The sequence below is a fragment of the Mesorhizobium sp. M1050 genome (genome assembly GCF_040318715.1).
Taxonomy (GTDB): domain Bacteria; phylum Pseudomonadota; class Alphaproteobacteria; order Rhizobiales; family Rhizobiaceae; genus Mesorhizobium.
The window spans coordinates 69,155-84,394 of the sequence record NZ_JAMYMV010000003.1 but is presented as its reverse complement, the minus strand read 5'-3'; the positions used below and the strand labels follow the sequence as shown (position 1 = coordinate 84,394).

17 protein-coding genes are annotated in these 15,240 nt (G+C 62.6%); 14 read left to right on the top strand and 3 right to left on the bottom strand.

Going from position 1 to position 15,240, the window contains the following annotated elements:
* Positions 1 to 6: 6 nt before the first annotated feature.
* The 3 genes from NKH57_RS02760 to NKH57_RS02750 form a co-directional block, all read right to left on the bottom strand.
* On the bottom strand, positions 7 to 168 hold the full coding sequence (locus tag NKH57_RS02760; protein WP_023758912.1) for a DUF1328 family protein: 162 nt from the start codon (positions 166 to 168) through the stop codon (positions 7 to 9).
* A 101-nt stretch (positions 169 to 269) separates the two neighbouring features.
* Positions 270 to 836 carry a hypothetical protein gene (locus NKH57_RS02755; RefSeq protein ID WP_352836727.1) on the bottom strand — a complete coding sequence of 189 codons (567 nt, stop codon included), beginning with the start codon at positions 834 to 836 and terminating at the stop codon, positions 270 to 272.
* A gap of 71 nt (positions 837 to 907) precedes the next feature.
* Positions 908 to 1,927, bottom strand: a complete 1,020-nt coding sequence (locus NKH57_RS02750; RefSeq protein WP_352606049.1) for an MBL fold metallo-hydrolase — start codon at positions 1,925 to 1,927, stop codon at positions 908 to 910.
* A 280-nt stretch (positions 1,928 to 2,207) separates the two neighbouring features.
* Here NKH57_RS02750 and NKH57_RS02745 point away from each other — a divergent pair, with 280 nt between their 5' ends.
* The 14 genes from NKH57_RS02745 to NKH57_RS02680 all read left to right on the top strand — a co-directional run bounded on the left by NKH57_RS02745 (position 2,208) and on the right by NKH57_RS02680 (position 15,236).
* On the top strand, positions 2,208 to 2,747 hold the full coding sequence (locus NKH57_RS02745; protein WP_352941501.1) for a protease inhibitor Inh/omp19 family protein: 540 nt from the start codon (positions 2,208 to 2,210) through the stop codon (positions 2,745 to 2,747).
* Positions 2,748 to 2,787: 40 nt separating this feature from the next.
* The gene (gene zapE, locus NKH57_RS02740; RefSeq protein WP_352606047.1) at positions 2,788 to 3,987 is read left to right on the top strand and encodes a cell division protein ZapE; all 1,200 of its coding nucleotides are present in this window, start codon (positions 2,788 to 2,790) and stop codon (positions 3,985 to 3,987) included.
* Positions 3,988 to 4,483: 496 nt separating this feature from the next.
* On the top strand, positions 4,484 to 5,452 hold the full coding sequence (gene mdh / locus NKH57_RS02735; RefSeq protein WP_352606045.1) for a malate dehydrogenase: 969 nt from the start codon (positions 4,484 to 4,486) through the stop codon (positions 5,450 to 5,452).
* 16 nt (positions 5,453 to 5,468) lie between these two features.
* Positions 5,469 to 6,662: an ADP-forming succinate--CoA ligase subunit beta gene (sucC, locus tag NKH57_RS02730; protein WP_352941497.1), complete on the top strand. Its 1,194-nt coding sequence runs from the start codon at positions 5,469 to 5,471 to the stop codon at positions 6,660 to 6,662.
* Between the two features lie 7 nt (positions 6,663 to 6,669).
* A complete protein-coding gene (locus tag NKH57_RS02725; RefSeq protein WP_352941495.1) occupies positions 6,670 to 6,903 on the top strand; it encodes a hypothetical protein in 234 nt (77 codons plus the stop codon).
* 1 nt (position 6,904) lies between these two features.
* Positions 6,905 to 7,276: a cupin domain-containing protein gene (locus NKH57_RS02720; RefSeq protein WP_352941493.1), complete on the top strand. Its 372-nt coding sequence runs from the start codon at positions 6,905 to 6,907 to the stop codon at positions 7,274 to 7,276.
* A gap of 3 nt (positions 7,277 to 7,279) precedes the next feature.
* Positions 7,280 to 7,777 carry a DUF1579 family protein gene (locus NKH57_RS02715; RefSeq protein ID WP_352941491.1) on the top strand — a complete coding sequence of 166 codons (498 nt, stop codon included), beginning with the start codon at positions 7,280 to 7,282 and terminating at the stop codon, positions 7,775 to 7,777.
* An 83-nt stretch (positions 7,778 to 7,860) separates the two neighbouring features.
* Positions 7,861 to 8,166: a hypothetical protein gene (locus NKH57_RS02710; protein WP_023758903.1), complete on the top strand. Its 306-nt coding sequence runs from the start codon at positions 7,861 to 7,863 to the stop codon at positions 8,164 to 8,166.
* Complete coding sequence (locus tag NKH57_RS02705; protein WP_352941489.1) at positions 8,093 to 8,509, top strand: PIN domain-containing protein; 417 nt, start codon at positions 8,093 to 8,095, stop codon at positions 8,507 to 8,509. The genes NKH57_RS02710 and NKH57_RS02705 overlap by 74 nt, the downstream gene beginning before the upstream one ends.
* A 27-nt stretch (positions 8,510 to 8,536) precedes the next feature.
* The gene (sucD, locus tag NKH57_RS02700; RefSeq protein WP_023758901.1) at positions 8,537 to 9,439 is read left to right on the top strand and encodes a succinate--CoA ligase subunit alpha; all 903 of its coding nucleotides are present in this window, start codon (positions 8,537 to 8,539) and stop codon (positions 9,437 to 9,439) included.
* 132 nt (positions 9,440 to 9,571) lie between these two features.
* Entirely contained in the window at positions 9,572 to 12,559 is a 2,988-nt protein-coding gene (locus NKH57_RS02695; RefSeq protein WP_352606033.1) for a 2-oxoglutarate dehydrogenase E1 component, read from the top strand.
* Positions 12,560 to 12,626: 67 nt separating this feature from the next.
* A complete protein-coding gene (odhB, locus tag NKH57_RS02690) occupies positions 12,627 to 13,907 on the top strand; it encodes a 2-oxoglutarate dehydrogenase complex dihydrolipoyllysine-residue succinyltransferase (protein ID WP_023758899.1) in 1,281 nt (426 codons plus the stop codon).
* A gap of 118 nt (positions 13,908 to 14,025) precedes the next feature.
* Complete coding sequence (locus NKH57_RS02685) at positions 14,026 to 14,484, top strand: hypothetical protein (RefSeq protein WP_352486150.1); 459 nt, start codon at positions 14,026 to 14,028, stop codon at positions 14,482 to 14,484.
* Positions 14,481 to 15,236 carry an SDR family oxidoreductase gene (locus NKH57_RS02680; RefSeq protein ID WP_352941484.1) on the top strand — a complete coding sequence of 252 codons (756 nt, stop codon included), beginning with the start codon at positions 14,481 to 14,483 and terminating at the stop codon, positions 15,234 to 15,236. The genes NKH57_RS02685 and NKH57_RS02680 overlap by 4 nt, the downstream gene beginning before the upstream one ends.
* The last annotated feature ends 4 nt before the right edge of the window (positions 15,237 to 15,240 follow it).

The window sequence follows — 15,240 nt, the reverse complement described above, 5'->3', positions numbered from 1 at the left end:
GCCACTTTACGTCACCGCGAAAATGCCGAGTACCATCAACAGGAAGATGATCAGAACGATGCCGATGAGGATGCGCGCACCGGTTGCGGCAGCACCTGCCAGCGCCGGCATGCCGAGCAGGCTCGCCGCCGCGGCGATGATCAGCAAAATGACAATCCATTTGAGCATGGGAATGCCTCGCAAACCGATAGATTTTGAAACCGTATGAAAAACGCGGTTGCCGCGCTTGGGTTCCCGTCGGCTTGCGAGGCCGCTGCCCGTTGACCGACCTAGCCGGCGATCTCGATATCGGTGGTGAAGGGCGCCGTCTTGCTCGAATTCTCGTCATGCATGAGAAAGTCGCACCGGTATTTGCCGGGCGGCAAGCCGTCGAGGGAGAGGTCCAGCTTGAAGAACAGTTCGCGGTTGTGTGAGCGGGAGGCGACCTGGACACGGCCGACCTTCTCACTTGTCCCGAGGGTCTCGCCGGCCGCTGAAACGACGGTGATGTCGACGGAAAGTGCGATCATGCTGTTGCCAAGACCGTCCGTGCCATAGCCGTAGCCAACAGGCTCCATATAGAGCACGATCTTCTCGCCAGGTTTGTAGATGCGATTGGCACGCTCGCTGTAGATGCCGAAACCGCTTGCGGAATCGACCTGTTTGACATTCTGGACGGTCAGCGGCATCGCTTGCCAGAAGGCTTCCTCCGCGCCGCGGAATTTGTCCAGCGCGCCGGCGCCGTCACCCGACTGCAGCAGTTTTTCGGCCTCGGTGGCGCGGTCGCCGATTTCGCCTGCGAAAGCGCATGGCGTCGAAAACGCCAGCGCCATCAGAACTGCCACGATCGATTTCATCTGAATTCCCCTTTGCCCGTTAGGCTGACCATCTGCGAAAATGACCGGGGCGTAAATGGCCAATGCAGACGTCAGTCGCGCCCGATCTCGGGTACGCTCCAGACCTCGCCGGGCCGCAAGGCGCGAAAGCGCTCTCGTGGGACGCCTTGGTCATCAAGCGCCTCGGTCAGTTTTCGCGCCGGCTCGTCGATCGGTTCGTCGGTGAGCTGGAAAGTGCCCCAGTGGCAGCCGGCGGCGAAAGCGGCGTTGCACAATGTCATGCCTTGCACCGCCTCCTCCGGATTCTGGTGCTGCGGCGCCATGAACCAGCGCGGCTCATAGGCACCGATCGGCAGGATGGCGAAGCGGAAGCCGCCATGTTTCTCGGCCATCAGCCGATAGTTGATGCCGCCGTGGAAGCCGGTGTCGCCGGCGAAATAGAGTTTGCCGTTCGGCGTCCCGACGACGAAGCCGGCCCACAGCGCCATGCGCCGGTCGCGGGCGCCCCGCGCCGACCAGTGGTGCGCCGGCTCGACATGGACGACGACGCCATTGCCGACCTCGACCCTGTCGCCCCAATCGTGCGCCGACAGCCGCATGCCGGGAATCGCATCGCCAATCAGGGTATCGTTGCCGAGCGGAGTGAGCACCAGCGGGTCGTGGCCGGCCTTCAGCCGCTTCAGCGTGGCGAGGTCGAGATGGTCGTAATGATTGTGGCTGACCAGCACGAGGTCGATCGGCGGCAGGTCGGCGAAAGCGATGCCTGGCGGATTGATGCGCCGTGGACCGGCAAAGAAAAGCGGCGACGCGCGCTGCGACCAGACCGGGTCGGTCAGGATGTTCAGACCGGCCGTCTGGATCAGCAAGCTGGAATGGCCCACCATCGTCACATCAAGTGCGGCGCCTTCGACGCTCGCGGCCGGCTTTGCCTGCGGGAAGGGGCTTGGATTCGTCGCCGGCCATTTCGAGCGCTTGCCATTCAACTGCCATTTCAGCAGGTCGGCGAAACGGCCGGGCAGCTGGCCGTCGGGATTGAAGAACAAGGTGCCGTCGAAATGATCGCTGGGCGGGCCGCTATAGTAGCGATTGGCGGCTCTCTTTCTCGCGGCCAATTTTGCGGCTCCGGCAGGTTGCGTCTCCCTGACATAGGCGCTGTGCCTGCTTGCGCAAGCGTGTGACCGCCGAATGCCAGGGGGCGGCCAGTGTCAACCGGGACCTCAGGGCGACGCGCGACAGTGGCCCGTACCATCGCGATTGCGACAAATTTGCAACAAATCTTGCTGCAAACCGTATTTTAACCATATCGGGTTGAAATTTCGCCACCTTCTCCATCTTGGTGGAGGTGAGATTGTGCGGACGGCTTCCCCCCAGCCGGATCCGACGGAGGTTGGAATGACTTTTTCGAAAACCGGCCTGGTGGCCGTATCGCTGGCCGCGCTCGTTGCGAGCGGCTGTTCGACCTCACGTTTCTCGTCGATGGGCGATCAGCAGCCGGCACCGCTGGAGGCCGCGCCCGCCGGCAAGGTGACCGCGAACCAGCTACCGCCGCCGGCGTCGCCCTGCACCACGGACCCGTCGGAATTCCCGACCGCGCCGGCGAATACGCAGGTGGCCTCGCTGCCGCCGGACGGTACGGCGCCCGCCGGAGCCTCGGATCTCAATGCCGCCAGCGTCGCCGGCGTCTGGAATGCCAGCGTTTCGGGCCAGAGCTGCAAGGTGGCGACGCCGCAGACCAAGTTCGGTGCCGGCTTCCGCGCCGGGCCGCTGCATTGCCCGGCACCGATCGACGGCATCAAGTCGTGGAACGTCGCCGGCAAGCAACTGACGCTTTATGACGAGAATGGCGGTGCGCTGGCGCGGCTCTATTCCTCGGGCGGCTCGAAATTCGACGGCCAGACTTCGAACGGCCAGCCGATTTCGCTTACAAGATAGACATATTTTTCCTGGAAATTGCTCCGGAACGACATGACCGATGCATCTGCGTGACGGCCTCCAGATCCATGCGACCGTCAGGCAGCGTTACGACCATCTGGTGGAAACGGGGGCGATCGAACGCGATCCGCTACAGGAGCGGATCGCAGCTGCGCTTGACCGGCTGACCGATGAGATTTCGGCCAAGCGGCTGGCACAGAAGTCCAGCGCGCTGGGCTGGCTGTTTGCCCGCAAGCGCGGAACGCACGAGGCCGTCAAAGGGCTCTACATCCATGGCGGCGTCGGCCGCGGCAAGACCATGCTGATGGACATGTTCTTCGAGCTTGTGCCGGTACGGCGCAAACGCCGCGTCCACTTCAACGACTTCATGGCCGATGTCCAGGACCGCATCCAGAAGCACCGGCAGGCGCGCAAGAACGGTGACGTCAGGGAAGACGATCCGATCCCGCCCGTCGCCAAGGCGCTTGCCGAGCAGGCCTGGGTGCTGTGCTTCGACGAGTTCTCGGTCACCGACATTGCCGACGCGATGATCCTGTCGCGGCTGTTTTCGGCGCTGTTTGCCAACGGCGTGGTGCTGGTCGCCACCTCGAACGTGGCGCCGGAAGATCTTTATAGAGAAGGGCTGAACCGCCAGCTTTTCCTGCCCTTCATCGGCATTCTGGAGCGGCATGCACAGGTGCTGGCACTCGACGCCGACAAGGACTACCGGCTGGAAAAGTTCGCCCGCATGCCGGTCTATGTCACGCCGGCCGGTGCGGCGGCCGACCAGATACTCGACGAGGCCTGGCAAACCATGACGCGTGGCGTGCCGATTACGGAGACCTCGCTGACCCTCAAGGGCCGGCAAGTGGTCGTGCCGCGCGCAGCAGGCGATGCGGCGCGGTTTTCCTTCGCAGATCTCTGCGAAAGGCCGCTTGGGGCACGCGACTACCTGGCGATCGCCGGGCGCTTTTCGACCATCTTCGTCGACCATGTCCCGGTGCTCGGCGAAGGCAAGCGCAACGAGGCCAAGCGCTTCATCCTGTTGATCGACACGCTTTATGACCATCATGTTCGGCTGGTGATGAGTGCGGAGGCTCCACCGCCGCAGCTTTATCTCGCAAAGCGTGGCGTCGAGGTCTTCGAATTCGAGCGCACGGCATCGCGCCTGATCGAGATGCAGAGCCACGAATGGCTGGAGGATTGGGCGGAGCGGCAGAAGGTGAAGGCGGCGCCAGAAGCGCAGCAGGCGCAGGCGTAGGCTCAGAGACGTAGGTTCCCCTCTTGCATCGTTGACGGTTGGCGAAACCGGCGCGACGATCGATCACCTTCCTTGAGGGGGAGATGGCCGGCAGGCCAGAGGGCGTTGGTTCGACTGGGCGCGGCACAGATGGCGCCAGCGCTCCACGCGTGACGACCCCCTTCGCCTTTGGCGACATCTCCCCTCGAGGGAGAGATTTGGTGCCCGCATCACAAGGGCGTCATCTCCGGCATATATAGCCTTCTGATTTCCATGGCGATTGTGTAAATTCCCGCAAGTCGGCTTACAAACTTTGACGTTTACGTAAATCCCAATCACTCTAACCGATTGAAAATGCTCGCCTCAAAATAATCGTTTGAATTTATGCCGCTCCGAGGCTATTGGGTGCGGCGAAAATCTCGCGGGTCCTCACAGCATTCCAGCCTCTTCTTCGACGTGCCATCAAGTCGTTAAAAGATTTGAGACACCGTCACCGACAAAGGGAAAACATCCTGACATGGCACGCAACAAGATAGCGCTCATCGGCTCTGGCATGATCGGCGGCACGCTCGCCCATATGATCGGCCTCAAGGACCTCGGCGACGTGGTGCTGTTCGATATTGCCGAAGGTATCCCGCAAGGCAAGGGGCTCGATATCGCGCAGTCGTCGCCCGTCGATGGCTTCGATAGCCGCCTCACCGGCATCAACGACTATGCCGGTATCGAGGGTGCCGATGTCTGCATCGTCACCGCCGGCGTGCCGCGCAAGCCCGGCATGAGCCGAGACGACCTTCTGGGCATCAACCTCAAGGTCATGGAGCAGGTCGGCGCCGGGCTGAAGAAGTACGCACCGAAGGCCTTCGTCATTTGCATCACCAATCCTCTCGACGCCATGGTCTGGGCGCTGCAGAAGTTCTCCGGCCTGCCCAAGAGCCATGTCGTCGGCATGGCCGGTGTGCTCGACAGTGCGCGTTTCCGCTATTTCCTGGCCGAGGAATTCAAGGTCTCGGTCGAGGACGTCACCGCCTTCGTGCTCGGCGGCCACGGCGATTCCATGGTGCCGATGATCCGCTATTCGACGGTGTCGGGCATTCCGCTGCCCGACCTTATCAAGATGGGTTGGACCTCGAAGGAAAAGCTCGACCAGATCGTACAGCGCACCCGCGACGGCGGCGCCGAGATCGTCGGCCTGCTCAAGACCGGCTCGGCCTATTACGCGCCGGCCGCCTCGGCGATCTCGATGGCCGAAGCCTACCTCAAGGACAAGAAGCGCGTGCTGCCGTGCGCCGCGTATCTTTCCGGCCAGTATGGCGTCAAGAACACCTATGTCGGCGTTCCCGTGGTGATCGGCGCCGGCGGCGTCGAGCGCATCATCGAGATCGACCTGAACAAGAGCGAGCAGAAGATGTTCGACAGTTCGGTGGCGACGGTGCAGGGCCTGACCGAGGCCTGCGTCAAGATCGCACCGCAGCTCGCCGCCAAGTAACCCGGAGAAAATCCAGATGAACATCCATGAGTATCAGGGCAAGGCGCTGCTGAAGTCGTTCGGCGCGCCGGTGGCCGAGGGCGTACCGGTGTTCAAGGCGAACGAAGCGGAAGCCGCCGCCAAGGCGCTCCCCGGTCCGCTTTATGTGGTGAAGAGCCAAATCCATGCCGGCGGCCGCGGCAAGGGCAAATTCAAGGAGCTTGGCCCGGATGCCAAGGGCGGTGTGCGGCTGGCGAAGTCGGTCGCCGACGTCGTCACCAACGCCAATGAGATGCTGGGCAATACTCTGGTCACCAAGCAGACCGGCCCGGCCGGCAAGCAGGTCAACCGCCTCTACATCGAGGACGGCGCCGACATCGAGCGCGAACTCTATCTGTCGATCCTCGTCGACCGCTCGGTCGGCCGCGTTGCTTTCGTCGTCTCGACGGAAGGCGGCATGGACATCGAGGCGGTCGCGCATGACACGCCGGAAAAGATCATCACCGTCGCCATCGATCCGGAAAAGGGCGTCACATCAGCCGACCTGAAGGCGCTCAACGGCGCGCTGAAGCTCGATGGCGACGCCGCCAAGGACGGCGATACGCTGTTCCCGATCCTCTACAAGGCCTTTGTCGAGAAGGATATGAGCCTGCTCGAGGTCAATCCGCTGATCGTCATGAAGAGCGGCCGGCTGCGCGTGCTCGACGCAAAAGTGTCGTTCGACAACAACGCGCTGTTCCGTCACCCGGATGTGCTCGAACTGCGCGACACCACCGAAGAGGACGAGAAGGAGATCGAGGCGTCGAAATACGACCTCGCCTATGTCGCGCTGGACGGCAATATCGGCTGCATGGTCAACGGTGCCGGCCTTGCCATGGCGACGATGGACATCATCAAGCTCTATGGCGCCGAGCCGGCCAACTTCCTCGATGTCGGCGGCGGCGCGTCGAAAGAGAAAGTGACGGCGGCGTTCAAGATCATCACCAAGGATCCGGCGGTTAAGGGCATCCTGATCAACATCTTCGGCGGCATCATGAAGTGCGACATCATTGCCGAGGGCGTGATCGCCGCGGTCAAGGAAGTCGGCCTCCAAGTGCCGCTGGTGGTGCGCCTGGAAGGCACCAATGCCGAGCTCGGCAAGAAGATCATCAACGACAGCGGCCTCAACGTGGTGTCGGCCGATGATCTCGACGACGCGGCCAAGAAGATCGTGGCGGCGGTGACGGGCTGATACCGCTGTGGAACAGGACGCCACGCAAAGCTTGCTTGGATACATCATCGCATGGTTGCCGATGGCGATTTTTCTTGTGATCTGGATCTGGGGCCTCGTCTCACTCAAACAATATGTGCGGGCCCGGGAACGAGCCGGTCACGACAATGCGGCCGCCATTCGGGAACTCGTCGAGACAAACCGGGAAATTGTAGCCGTGCTGCGTGATCTGAAGCTAGAACTTCAAGGGCGGAAGTCATAGGATGCCTCCGCTCAAGATAAACTTGGTCGAGGTGGCGGATCAAAAGATCAAAAAGGTCTTCGATCCGCATATCGCCGGCGACGTCAACGATGCCCAGGTCAAGATCGCCAAGTTCGGCGAAACCTTCGACTGGCACGCGCATGACAATGAGGACGAGGCTTTCCTCGTGCTGCGTGGGCGCATTGCCATCGATTTTCGCGACGGTCCGGTCGAGCTTGGCGAGGGCGAGTTCATCGTCGTACCGCGCGGCGTCGAGCACCGGCCGCGCTCGCTGACTTCGGAGCCCGTGGTGCTGATGTTCGAGCCGGCGACAACGCTCAACACCGGCAACGCCAAGAGCGACCTCACCGTATCCGACCTGAAGCGGCTCTGACCCATGAACGCAGCCGCCTTCTCCTCGCTCTCGGCCGATCACCAGCGCCTGCAGGCGCTGGTCGGCGCGTGGCGTGGTGAGGAAGAGGTGGCGGCAACCCAATGGACCGATGCCGGCACAGCGACTTCCGAAGTGTTGGCTGAGGCACAGTTCGGCGGGCTGTTCGTGGTGCAGCGCTATCGCCAGCGTCGCGACGGCACGGTCTCGTTCGGCGCGCACAGCGTGTTTGGCTTCGACCAGCAAAACAGCATCGCCACCATGCATCAGTTCGACTCGATGGGCTTCGTGCCGGCGGCGCCGGCCACGGGCACGTGGAACGGCAACGAACTTATTCTGGAGCGGTCGTCGCCGCGCGGCGTCGCGCGCGTGACGTATGTTTTCGACGGTGCCGACGCCTACCGCATGCGATTGCAATTCAAACCTGCCGGCAGCGATGCCTGGCAGGACATGGTGAGCGGCGTTTACCGGCGCGTCTCGCCTTCCGAGTTAGGGGAAGGCTGAGCGATGCAGATCGTGGGCATGGCGGTTGAAAAAATACACATAATCACACATATATTGGCTGTGTATTTATGTGGAGACAAGCGATGAAGAATGTCACCCTAGCCATGGACGAGGCTCTGCTCGAAAAGGCGCGAGGCCTTGCCGGACGTCGCAACACCACGCTCAACGCCCTCATTCGTTCACTGCTTGCGCATGAAGTCGAGCAGGAAGACCGGATGGCCTGGGCCAAGGCGGGAATGAAGCGACTCATGGACGAGGCCGCGAGACGGGGCGACAGCGCCGACACCCCCTACAAGTGGGATCGAAGGGACGCCTATGCCGACCGGGAGGATCGATTGCTTTCTCGACACGAACGTCCTGATCTACGCGGCTTCGGAGAAGAATCGTGATCCACGCCGCGCGCCGATCGCCGCAGAACTGGTATCGAGCACCATCTTTGGCGTGTCGGGGCAAACTTTGGCCGAATTCGCCGCAGTGTCGCGAGCGAAATCCCTCCTGGGCGATGACCTGCTCGACCAGTGGCTGGTTCTCCTCGGGACCTGTCCTTTGGTGCCCGTCGACGAAAGCTACGTCCGCTCTGGGCTGGACCTCGCGCGCCGTTACGGAATTCACTACTACGACGCCGCGCTTCTCGCCGCGGCCGTCTATCTCGGTGCGCCGATTTTCTACACCGAGGATCTCAACCACAACCAGGTTTATGGCTCGGTACGAGCCGTCAATCCTTTCTTGTAATCGCTGAATCCAGAGGCGTTATCACCCATGTCCATTCTCGTCGACAAGAACACCAAGGTGCTGGTGCAGGGCCTGACCGGCAAGACCGGTACGTTCCACACCGAACAGGCGCTGGCCTATCACGGCACAAAAATGATCGGCGGCATCCATCCCAAAAAGGGCGGCGAGACCTGGACCGGTTCCAAGGGCGAGAGCCTGCCGATCTTCGCCACCGTCGCCGAGGGCAAGGAGAAGACCGGCGCCAACGCTTCAGTCGTCTATGTGCCGCCGGCGGGCGCCGCCGAAGCCATCCTGGAGGCGATCGAGGCCGAGATCCCGCTGATCATCTGCATCACCGAAGGCATACCGGTGATGGACATGATCAGGGTCAAGGCGCGGCTCGACCGCTCGACCTCGAGGCTGATCGGCCCGAACTGCCCGGGCGTCTTGACGCCCAACGAATGCAAGATCGGCATCATGCCCGGAAACATCTTCCGCAAGGGCTCGGTCGGCGTTGTTTCGCGCTCGGGAACGCTTACCTATGAGGCAGTGTTCCAGACCACCAATGTCGGCCTCGGCCAGACCACCGCCGTGGGCATTGGCGGCGACCCCGTCAAGGGCACCGAGTTCATCGACGTGCTCGAGATGTTCCTCGCCGACGACGAGACCAAGTCGATCATCATGATCGGCGAGATCGGCGGTTCGGCAGAGGAAGACGCCGCGCAGTTCCTCAAGGACGAAGCCAAGCGTGGCCGCAAGAAGCCGATGGCCGGCTTCATCGCCGGGCGCACGGCGCCGGCAGGCCGCACCATGGGTCATGCGGGCGCGGTCATCTCCGGCGGCAAGGGCGGCGCCGAGGACAAGATCGCGGCAATGGAATCGGCCGGCATCAAGGTATCGCCCTCGCCGGCAAGGCTGGGCACGACGCTGGTCGAGGCGATCAAGAGTTAAAGCGAGTAGCGAGTAGTGAATAGCGAATAGGGAAAACAGAGTAGCGGCGCGACCACGGGGCAATCCCTACTCGCTATTCGCTACTCCCTATTCGCTCCAAACAGGAGACGGAGCCAGGCTCCGCGGACAAAAATGGCAAGACAAGATCAGGCCAACGACCAGTTTTCGCTCACCTCTTTCCTCTATGGCGGCAATGCCGATTACATCGACGCGCTCTATGCCGCCTATGAGGACGATCCAGCCTCGGTCAATGCTGAATGGCAGGAGTTCTTCGCCGGGCTGAAGGATGATGCCGGCGATGTGCGCAGGAACGCCAAGGGCGCCTCCTGGGCGAAGCCGTCCTGGCCGCTGCAGGCCAATGGCGAACTGGTCTCGGCGCTAGACGGCAATTGGGGCATCGTCGAGAAGACCATCGAAAAGAAGGTCAAGGACAAGGCGGTCACCAACGGTGTCGTCCTTTCCGATGCCGATGTGCACCAGGCGACGCGCGATTCCGTGCGCGCCATCATGATGATCCGCGCCTACCGCATGCGCGGCCATCTGCATGCCAATCTCGACCCGCTCGGCATCGCCAAGCCGCTTGAGGACTACAACGAACTGTCGCCGGAAAATTACGGTTTCACCGAAGCCGATTACGACCGGCCGATCTTCCTCGATAATGTGCTCGGGCTCGAATTCGGCAGCATCCGGCAGATGCTGGAGATCCTCACCCGCACCTATTGCTCGACGCTGGGCGTCGAGTTCATGCATATTTCCGATCCCGAGGAAAAGGCCTGGATCCAGGCGCGCATCGAGGGCGCTGACAAGGAGATCTCCTTCACCGCCACCGGCAAGAAGGCGATCCTGCAGAAGCTGGTCGAATCCGAAGGTTTCGAACAGTTCATCGACGTCAAGTACAAGGGCACCAAGCGTTTCGGCCTCGACGGCAGTGAAGCGTTGATCCCGGCGCTGGAGCAGATCATCAAGCGCGGCGGCCAGCTCGGCATGAAGGAAATCGTGCTCGGCATGGCGCATCGCGGCCGGCTGAACGTGCTCTCCCAGGTGATGGCCAAGCCGCACCGCGCCATCTTCCACGAATTCAAGGGCGGCTCGGCCGCGCCCGACGAGGTCGAGGGCTCGGGCGACGTCAAGTACCATCTCGGCGCCTCGTCGGACCGCGAGTTCGACGGCAACAAGGTGCATCTGTCCTTGACCGCCAACCCCTCGCATCTGGAAATCGTCGACCCGGTGGTGATGGGCAAGGCGCGCGCCAAGCAGGATTATCTGTTCGGCCGCAGCCGCGAGGAAATCGTGCCGCTGGAAGAACGCGCCAAGGTGCTGCCACTCTTGCTGCACGGCGACGCCGCCTTCGCCGGCCAGGGCGTGATCGCAGAAATTCTGGGCCTGTCCGGCCTGCGCGGCCACCGGGTCGCCGGCACGCTGCATTTCATCATCAACAACCAGATCGGCTTCACCACCAATCCGCGTTTCTCGCGCTCGTCGCCCTATCCGTCCGACGTGGCCAAGATGATCGAGGCGCCGATCTTCCACGTCAATGGCGACGACCCGGAAGCCGTGGTGCACGCCACCAAGGTGGCGATCGAATTCCGCATGAAGTTCCACAAGCCCGTGGTGGTGGACATGTTCTGCTACCGCCGCTTCGGCCACAATGAAGGCGACGAGCCGGCCTTCACCCAGCCGATCATGTATCGCAACATCCGCACCCACAAGACCACGGTACAGATATACGCCGACCGCCTGATTGCCGAAGGCCACATCACCCAGGCCGAATTCGACCGGATGAGGGCCGACTGGCGCGCGCATCTGGAATCCGAGTGGGAAGTCGGCCAGCATTACAAGCCCAACAAGGCCGATTGGCTCGACGGAGCCTGGTCGGGCCTGCGCACGGCCGACAACCAGGATGAACAGCGGCGCGGCAAGACCGCCGTGCCGGTCAAGACGCTGAAGGAAATCGGCAAGAAGCTGACCGAGGTGCCGAAGGATTTCGAGGCGCACAAGACGATCATCCGCTTCCTCGAAAACCGCCGCCAGGCGATCGAATCCGGCGAAGGCATCGACTGGTCGACGGCGGAGGCGCTGGCTTTCGGCGCCATCCTGCTCGACGGCAATCCGATCCGCCTGTCGGGGCAGGATTCCGAACGCGGCACCTTCTCGCAGCGCCATTCCGTGCTCTACGACCAGCGCGACGAAACCCGCTACATCCCGCTCAACAATCTGTCGGCCGCACAGGCCGGCTACGAAGTCATCAACTCAATGCTGTCGGAAGAGGCGGTTCTGGGCTTCGAATATGGCTACAGCCTGGCCGAGCCGAAGGCGCTGACGTTGTGGGAAGCGCAGTTCGGCGACTTCGCCAACGGTGCCCAGGTAGTGTTCGACCAGTTCATCTCCTCAGGAGAGCGCAAGTGGCTCCGAATGTCGGGCCTCGTGTGCCTGTTGCCGCATGGCTATGAAGGCCAGGGCCCGGAACACTCCTCGGCCCGGCTCGAGCGCTTCCTGCAGCTTTGCGCCGAAGACAACATGCAAGTCGCCAACTGCACGACGCCGGCCAACTACTTCCACATCCTGCGCCGGCAGCTGAAGCGCGACTTCCGCAAGCCGCTGATCCTGATGACGCCGAAGTCGCTGCTGCGCCACAAGCGGGCGGTGTCGACGCTGCCGGAAATGTCGGGCGAAAGCTCGTTCCACCGGCTGCTTTGGGACGATGCCCAGCTGCTGCCCAACCAGGCGATCAAGCTCACCAAGGATTCGAAGATCCGCCGCGTCGTACTGTGCTCGGGCAAGGTCTATTACGATCTCTACGAGGAGCGCGAGAAGCGCGGCATCAACGACATCTATCTGCTGCGCGTCGAACAGCTCTATCCATTCCCGGCCAAGGCGCTGATCACGGAACTGTCGCGCTTCCGCAATGCGGAGATGGTGTGGTGCCAGGAGGAGCCCAAGAACATGGGCGCCTGGTCGTTCATCGACCCGTATCTGGAATGGGTGCTGGCGCATATCGATGCCAAGCATCAGCGGGTGCGCTACACCGGCCGCCCGGCGGCTGCCTCGCCGGCGACCGGGTTGATGTCCAAGCACCTTGCCCAGCTCGCCGCCTTGCTCGAAGACGCGCTTGGTGAATAGAACAGAGCGCCCCAATAGAGCAGAATTGGGCTGACAAAACAGAACCGACCAGAAACGGACAGGCACAATGGCTACCGAAATCCGCGTTCCCACTCTCGGCGAATCCGTCACCGAAGCGACCATCGGCAAATGGTTCAAGAAGGTCGGCGATGCCATTGCCGCCGATGAGCCTTTGGTCGAGCTCGAAACTGACAAGGTGACGGTGGAAGTGCCCGCCGCCGCCGCCGGGACGCTGAGCGAAATCACCGTCAAGGAAGGCGAGACGGTCGGCGTCGGCGCACTGCTGGGTTCGATTTCGGCAGATGGCGCGGCCGCAGCGACTGCGACCAAGCCGCAGGCGGTGTCGCAGGCCTCGTCGCCGGATGCAGCATCGACTGGCAAGCAGGCGGCGGCCGAGACCGCCAAGATTGCCGGCGATGCCGGACCGGTCGAGCCGCGCAGCATGCCGCCGGCGCCGGCGGCGGCGAAACTGATCGCCGAACACAATCTCTCGGTCGACCAGCTCTCGGGTTCGGGCAAGCGCGGCCAGGTGCTGAAGGGCGACGTGCTCGACGCCATCTCCAAGGGTGCGCCATCGCAGCCGGCCGAGACACCCAAGGCCACACCGGCACCGGTTGCCATGCGCGCGCCGTCCTCTGGCGACGACGCATCGCGCGAGGAACGTGTGCGCATGACCAAGCTGCGCCAGACCATCGCGCGCCGTCTCAAGGAAGCGCAGTCGACCGCCGCCATGCTGACCACCTTCAACGAGGTCGACATGTCAGCGGTGATGGCACTCAGGGCCAAGTACAAGGACGTGTTCGAGAAGAAGCATGGCGTGAAGCTCGGCTTCATGGGCTTCTTCACCAAGGCCGTGACCCACGCCTTGAAGGAAATCCCTTCGGTCAATGCAGAGATCGACGGCACCGATATCATCTTCAAGAACTACGCCCATATCGGCGTCGCCGTCGGCACCGAAAAGGGCTTGGTCGTGCCGGTCGTGCGCAATGCCGACCAGATGTCGATCGCCGAGATCGAAAAGGACATCGGCCGGCTGGGCATCGCCGCGCGCGACGGCAAGCTGTCGGTCGCCGACATGCAAGGTGGCACGTTCACGATCTCCAATGGCGGCGTTTACGGGTCGCTGATGTCGACGCCGATCCTCAACGCGCCGCAGTCGGGCATCCTGGGCATGCACAAGATCCAGGACCGGCCTGTCGTGGTCGGCGGCCAGATCGTGATCCGGCCGATGATGTATCTGGCGCTCAGCTACGATCACCGCATCGTCGATGGCAAGGAAGCGGTGACCTTCCTCGTCCGCGTCAAGGAAAGCCTGGAGGATCCGGAACGGCTGGTGCTCGATCTCTAGGATTGGTGCCGATCCGGCTGTTAAACGGTAGGCAGGGGGAAGGGATCTGCGCAGCAGAATGACGATTTGTTCCCTTAGCCTTTCTAGGGTGCTTTCGTTCGTATCGATCGCGGGCGGCATGGCGTTGGCCGTCGCTGGCGCCCATGCCGCCTGTCCGATCGGGCTCGCCGTCTATGGCGATGCCCAAAGCGGCAGCGAGATCGATTTTACGCCAACCGGCACCTCGGCGACCGTCACCAACACGTTCCGCATGATCCTCGACAACAATGTCGTGCTGAACGGCATCGTCATGTGGAACGAGGGCGTGTCGCGGCCCAACGGCGCGCTCATGTACAAATGCCCGGACGGCGACGTTACCGGCGAGGAGCTTGCCGCCTGCACGGCCTGGCATGGCGTCATCTACGCATCGGATGACGAGGGCAGCATCGGGCTGCTGCCGTCTGAAAGCGTCGAGGCGCCTAAGACGCTGATACTGCCGGATCTCGGGCCGTCGCTGCGCCAATCCTCGGCCTATGGCGGCAGCGGGTTTTCGAAGGTGCCGTGGGATGTATTTGCCTTGAAGGGATGTCAGGAATGAGCGGGACGCAAAAGGTGTTGCTGGTCACCGGCGGCAGCCGCGGCATTGGCGCCGCGATCTGCCGGCTCGGCTCGAAGGCCGGCTACCGGCTGGGAATCAACTACGCTTCGAACCGGAATGCCGCCGACGCACTGGTCGCCGAGATCAAGGCCGGCGGCGGCGAGGCTTTTGCCGTCAAGGGCGATGTCGGCGCCGAGTCCGATATTGTGGCCATGTTCGGCGCTGTAGACCGCGCCTATGGCCGGCTCGATGCCTTCGTCAACAATGCCGGCATCGTCGACGTCAAGGCGCGCGTCGATGAAATGGATGTGGCGCGGCTCGAGCGCATGATGCGCATCAACGTCATCGGCTCGTTCCTCTGCGCCCGCGAGGCGGTCAAGCGCATGTCGACCCGCCACGGCGGGTCGGGCGGATCCATCGTCAACATCTCTTCGGCGGCAGCGACATTGGGCTCGCCGGGCGAATTTGTCGACTATGCCGCCTCCAAGGGTGCCATCGACACTTTTACCATCGGGCTTGCCCGTGAGGTCGCGCTGGAAGGCATCCGCGTCAATGCCGTGCGGCCGGGCCTCATCGACACCGAGATCCATGCCTCTGGCGGGCAGCCGGACAGGATAGAACGGTTCCGCGATCTACTGCCGATGAAAAGAGCGGGCACCGCGAATGAAGTCGCGGGTGCGGTTCTCTATCTCCTATCCGATGCCGCGTCCTATACGACAGGCGCGATCCTGAATGTCAGCGGCGGCCGCTGAGCCC

Excerpts from the sequence above, each read along its gene's own strand:
- NKH57_RS02685 (WP_352486150.1), top strand. The coding sequence starts at position 14,026 with ATGGCGTTGGCCGTCGCTGGCGCCCATGCCGCCTGTCCGATCGGGCTC.
- NKH57_RS02710 (WP_023758903.1), top strand. The coding sequence starts at position 7,861 with ATGAAGAATGTCACCCTAGCCATGGACGAGGCTCTGCTCGAAAAGGCG.
- NKH57_RS02745 (WP_352941501.1), top strand. The coding sequence starts at position 2,208 with ATGACTTTTTCGAAAACCGGCCTGGTGGCCGTATCGCTGGCCGCGCTC.
- NKH57_RS02760 (WP_023758912.1), bottom strand. The coding sequence starts at position 168 with ATGCTCAAATGGATTGTCATTTTGCTGATCATCGCCGCGGCGGCGAGC.
- sucC (WP_352941497.1), top strand. The coding sequence starts at position 5,469 with ATGAACATCCATGAGTATCAGGGCAAGGCGCTGCTGAAGTCGTTCGGC.
- zapE (WP_352606047.1), top strand. The coding sequence starts at position 2,788 with ATGCATCTGCGTGACGGCCTCCAGATCCATGCGACCGTCAGGCAGCGT.
- NKH57_RS02715 (WP_352941491.1), top strand. The coding sequence starts at position 7,280 with ATGAACGCAGCCGCCTTCTCCTCGCTCTCGGCCGATCACCAGCGCCTG.
- odhB (WP_023758899.1), top strand. The coding sequence starts at position 12,627 with ATGGCTACCGAAATCCGCGTTCCCACTCTCGGCGAATCCGTCACCGAA.
- NKH57_RS02755 (WP_352836727.1), bottom strand. The coding sequence starts at position 836 with ATGAAATCGATCGTGGCAGTTCTGATGGCGCTGGCGTTTTCGACGCCA.
- NKH57_RS02680 (WP_352941484.1), top strand. The coding sequence starts at position 14,481 with ATGAGCGGGACGCAAAAGGTGTTGCTGGTCACCGGCGGCAGCCGCGGC.
- mdh (WP_352606045.1), top strand. The coding sequence starts at position 4,484 with ATGGCACGCAACAAGATAGCGCTCATCGGCTCTGGCATGATCGGCGGC.
- NKH57_RS02720 (WP_352941493.1), top strand. The coding sequence starts at position 6,905 with ATGCCTCCGCTCAAGATAAACTTGGTCGAGGTGGCGGATCAAAAGATC.
- sucD (WP_023758901.1), top strand. The coding sequence starts at position 8,537 with ATGTCCATTCTCGTCGACAAGAACACCAAGGTGCTGGTGCAGGGCCTG.
- NKH57_RS02705 (WP_352941489.1), top strand. The coding sequence starts at position 8,093 with ATGCCGACCGGGAGGATCGATTGCTTTCTCGACACGAACGTCCTGATC.
- NKH57_RS02695 (WP_352606033.1), top strand. The coding sequence starts at position 9,572 with ATGGCAAGACAAGATCAGGCCAACGACCAGTTTTCGCTCACCTCTTTC.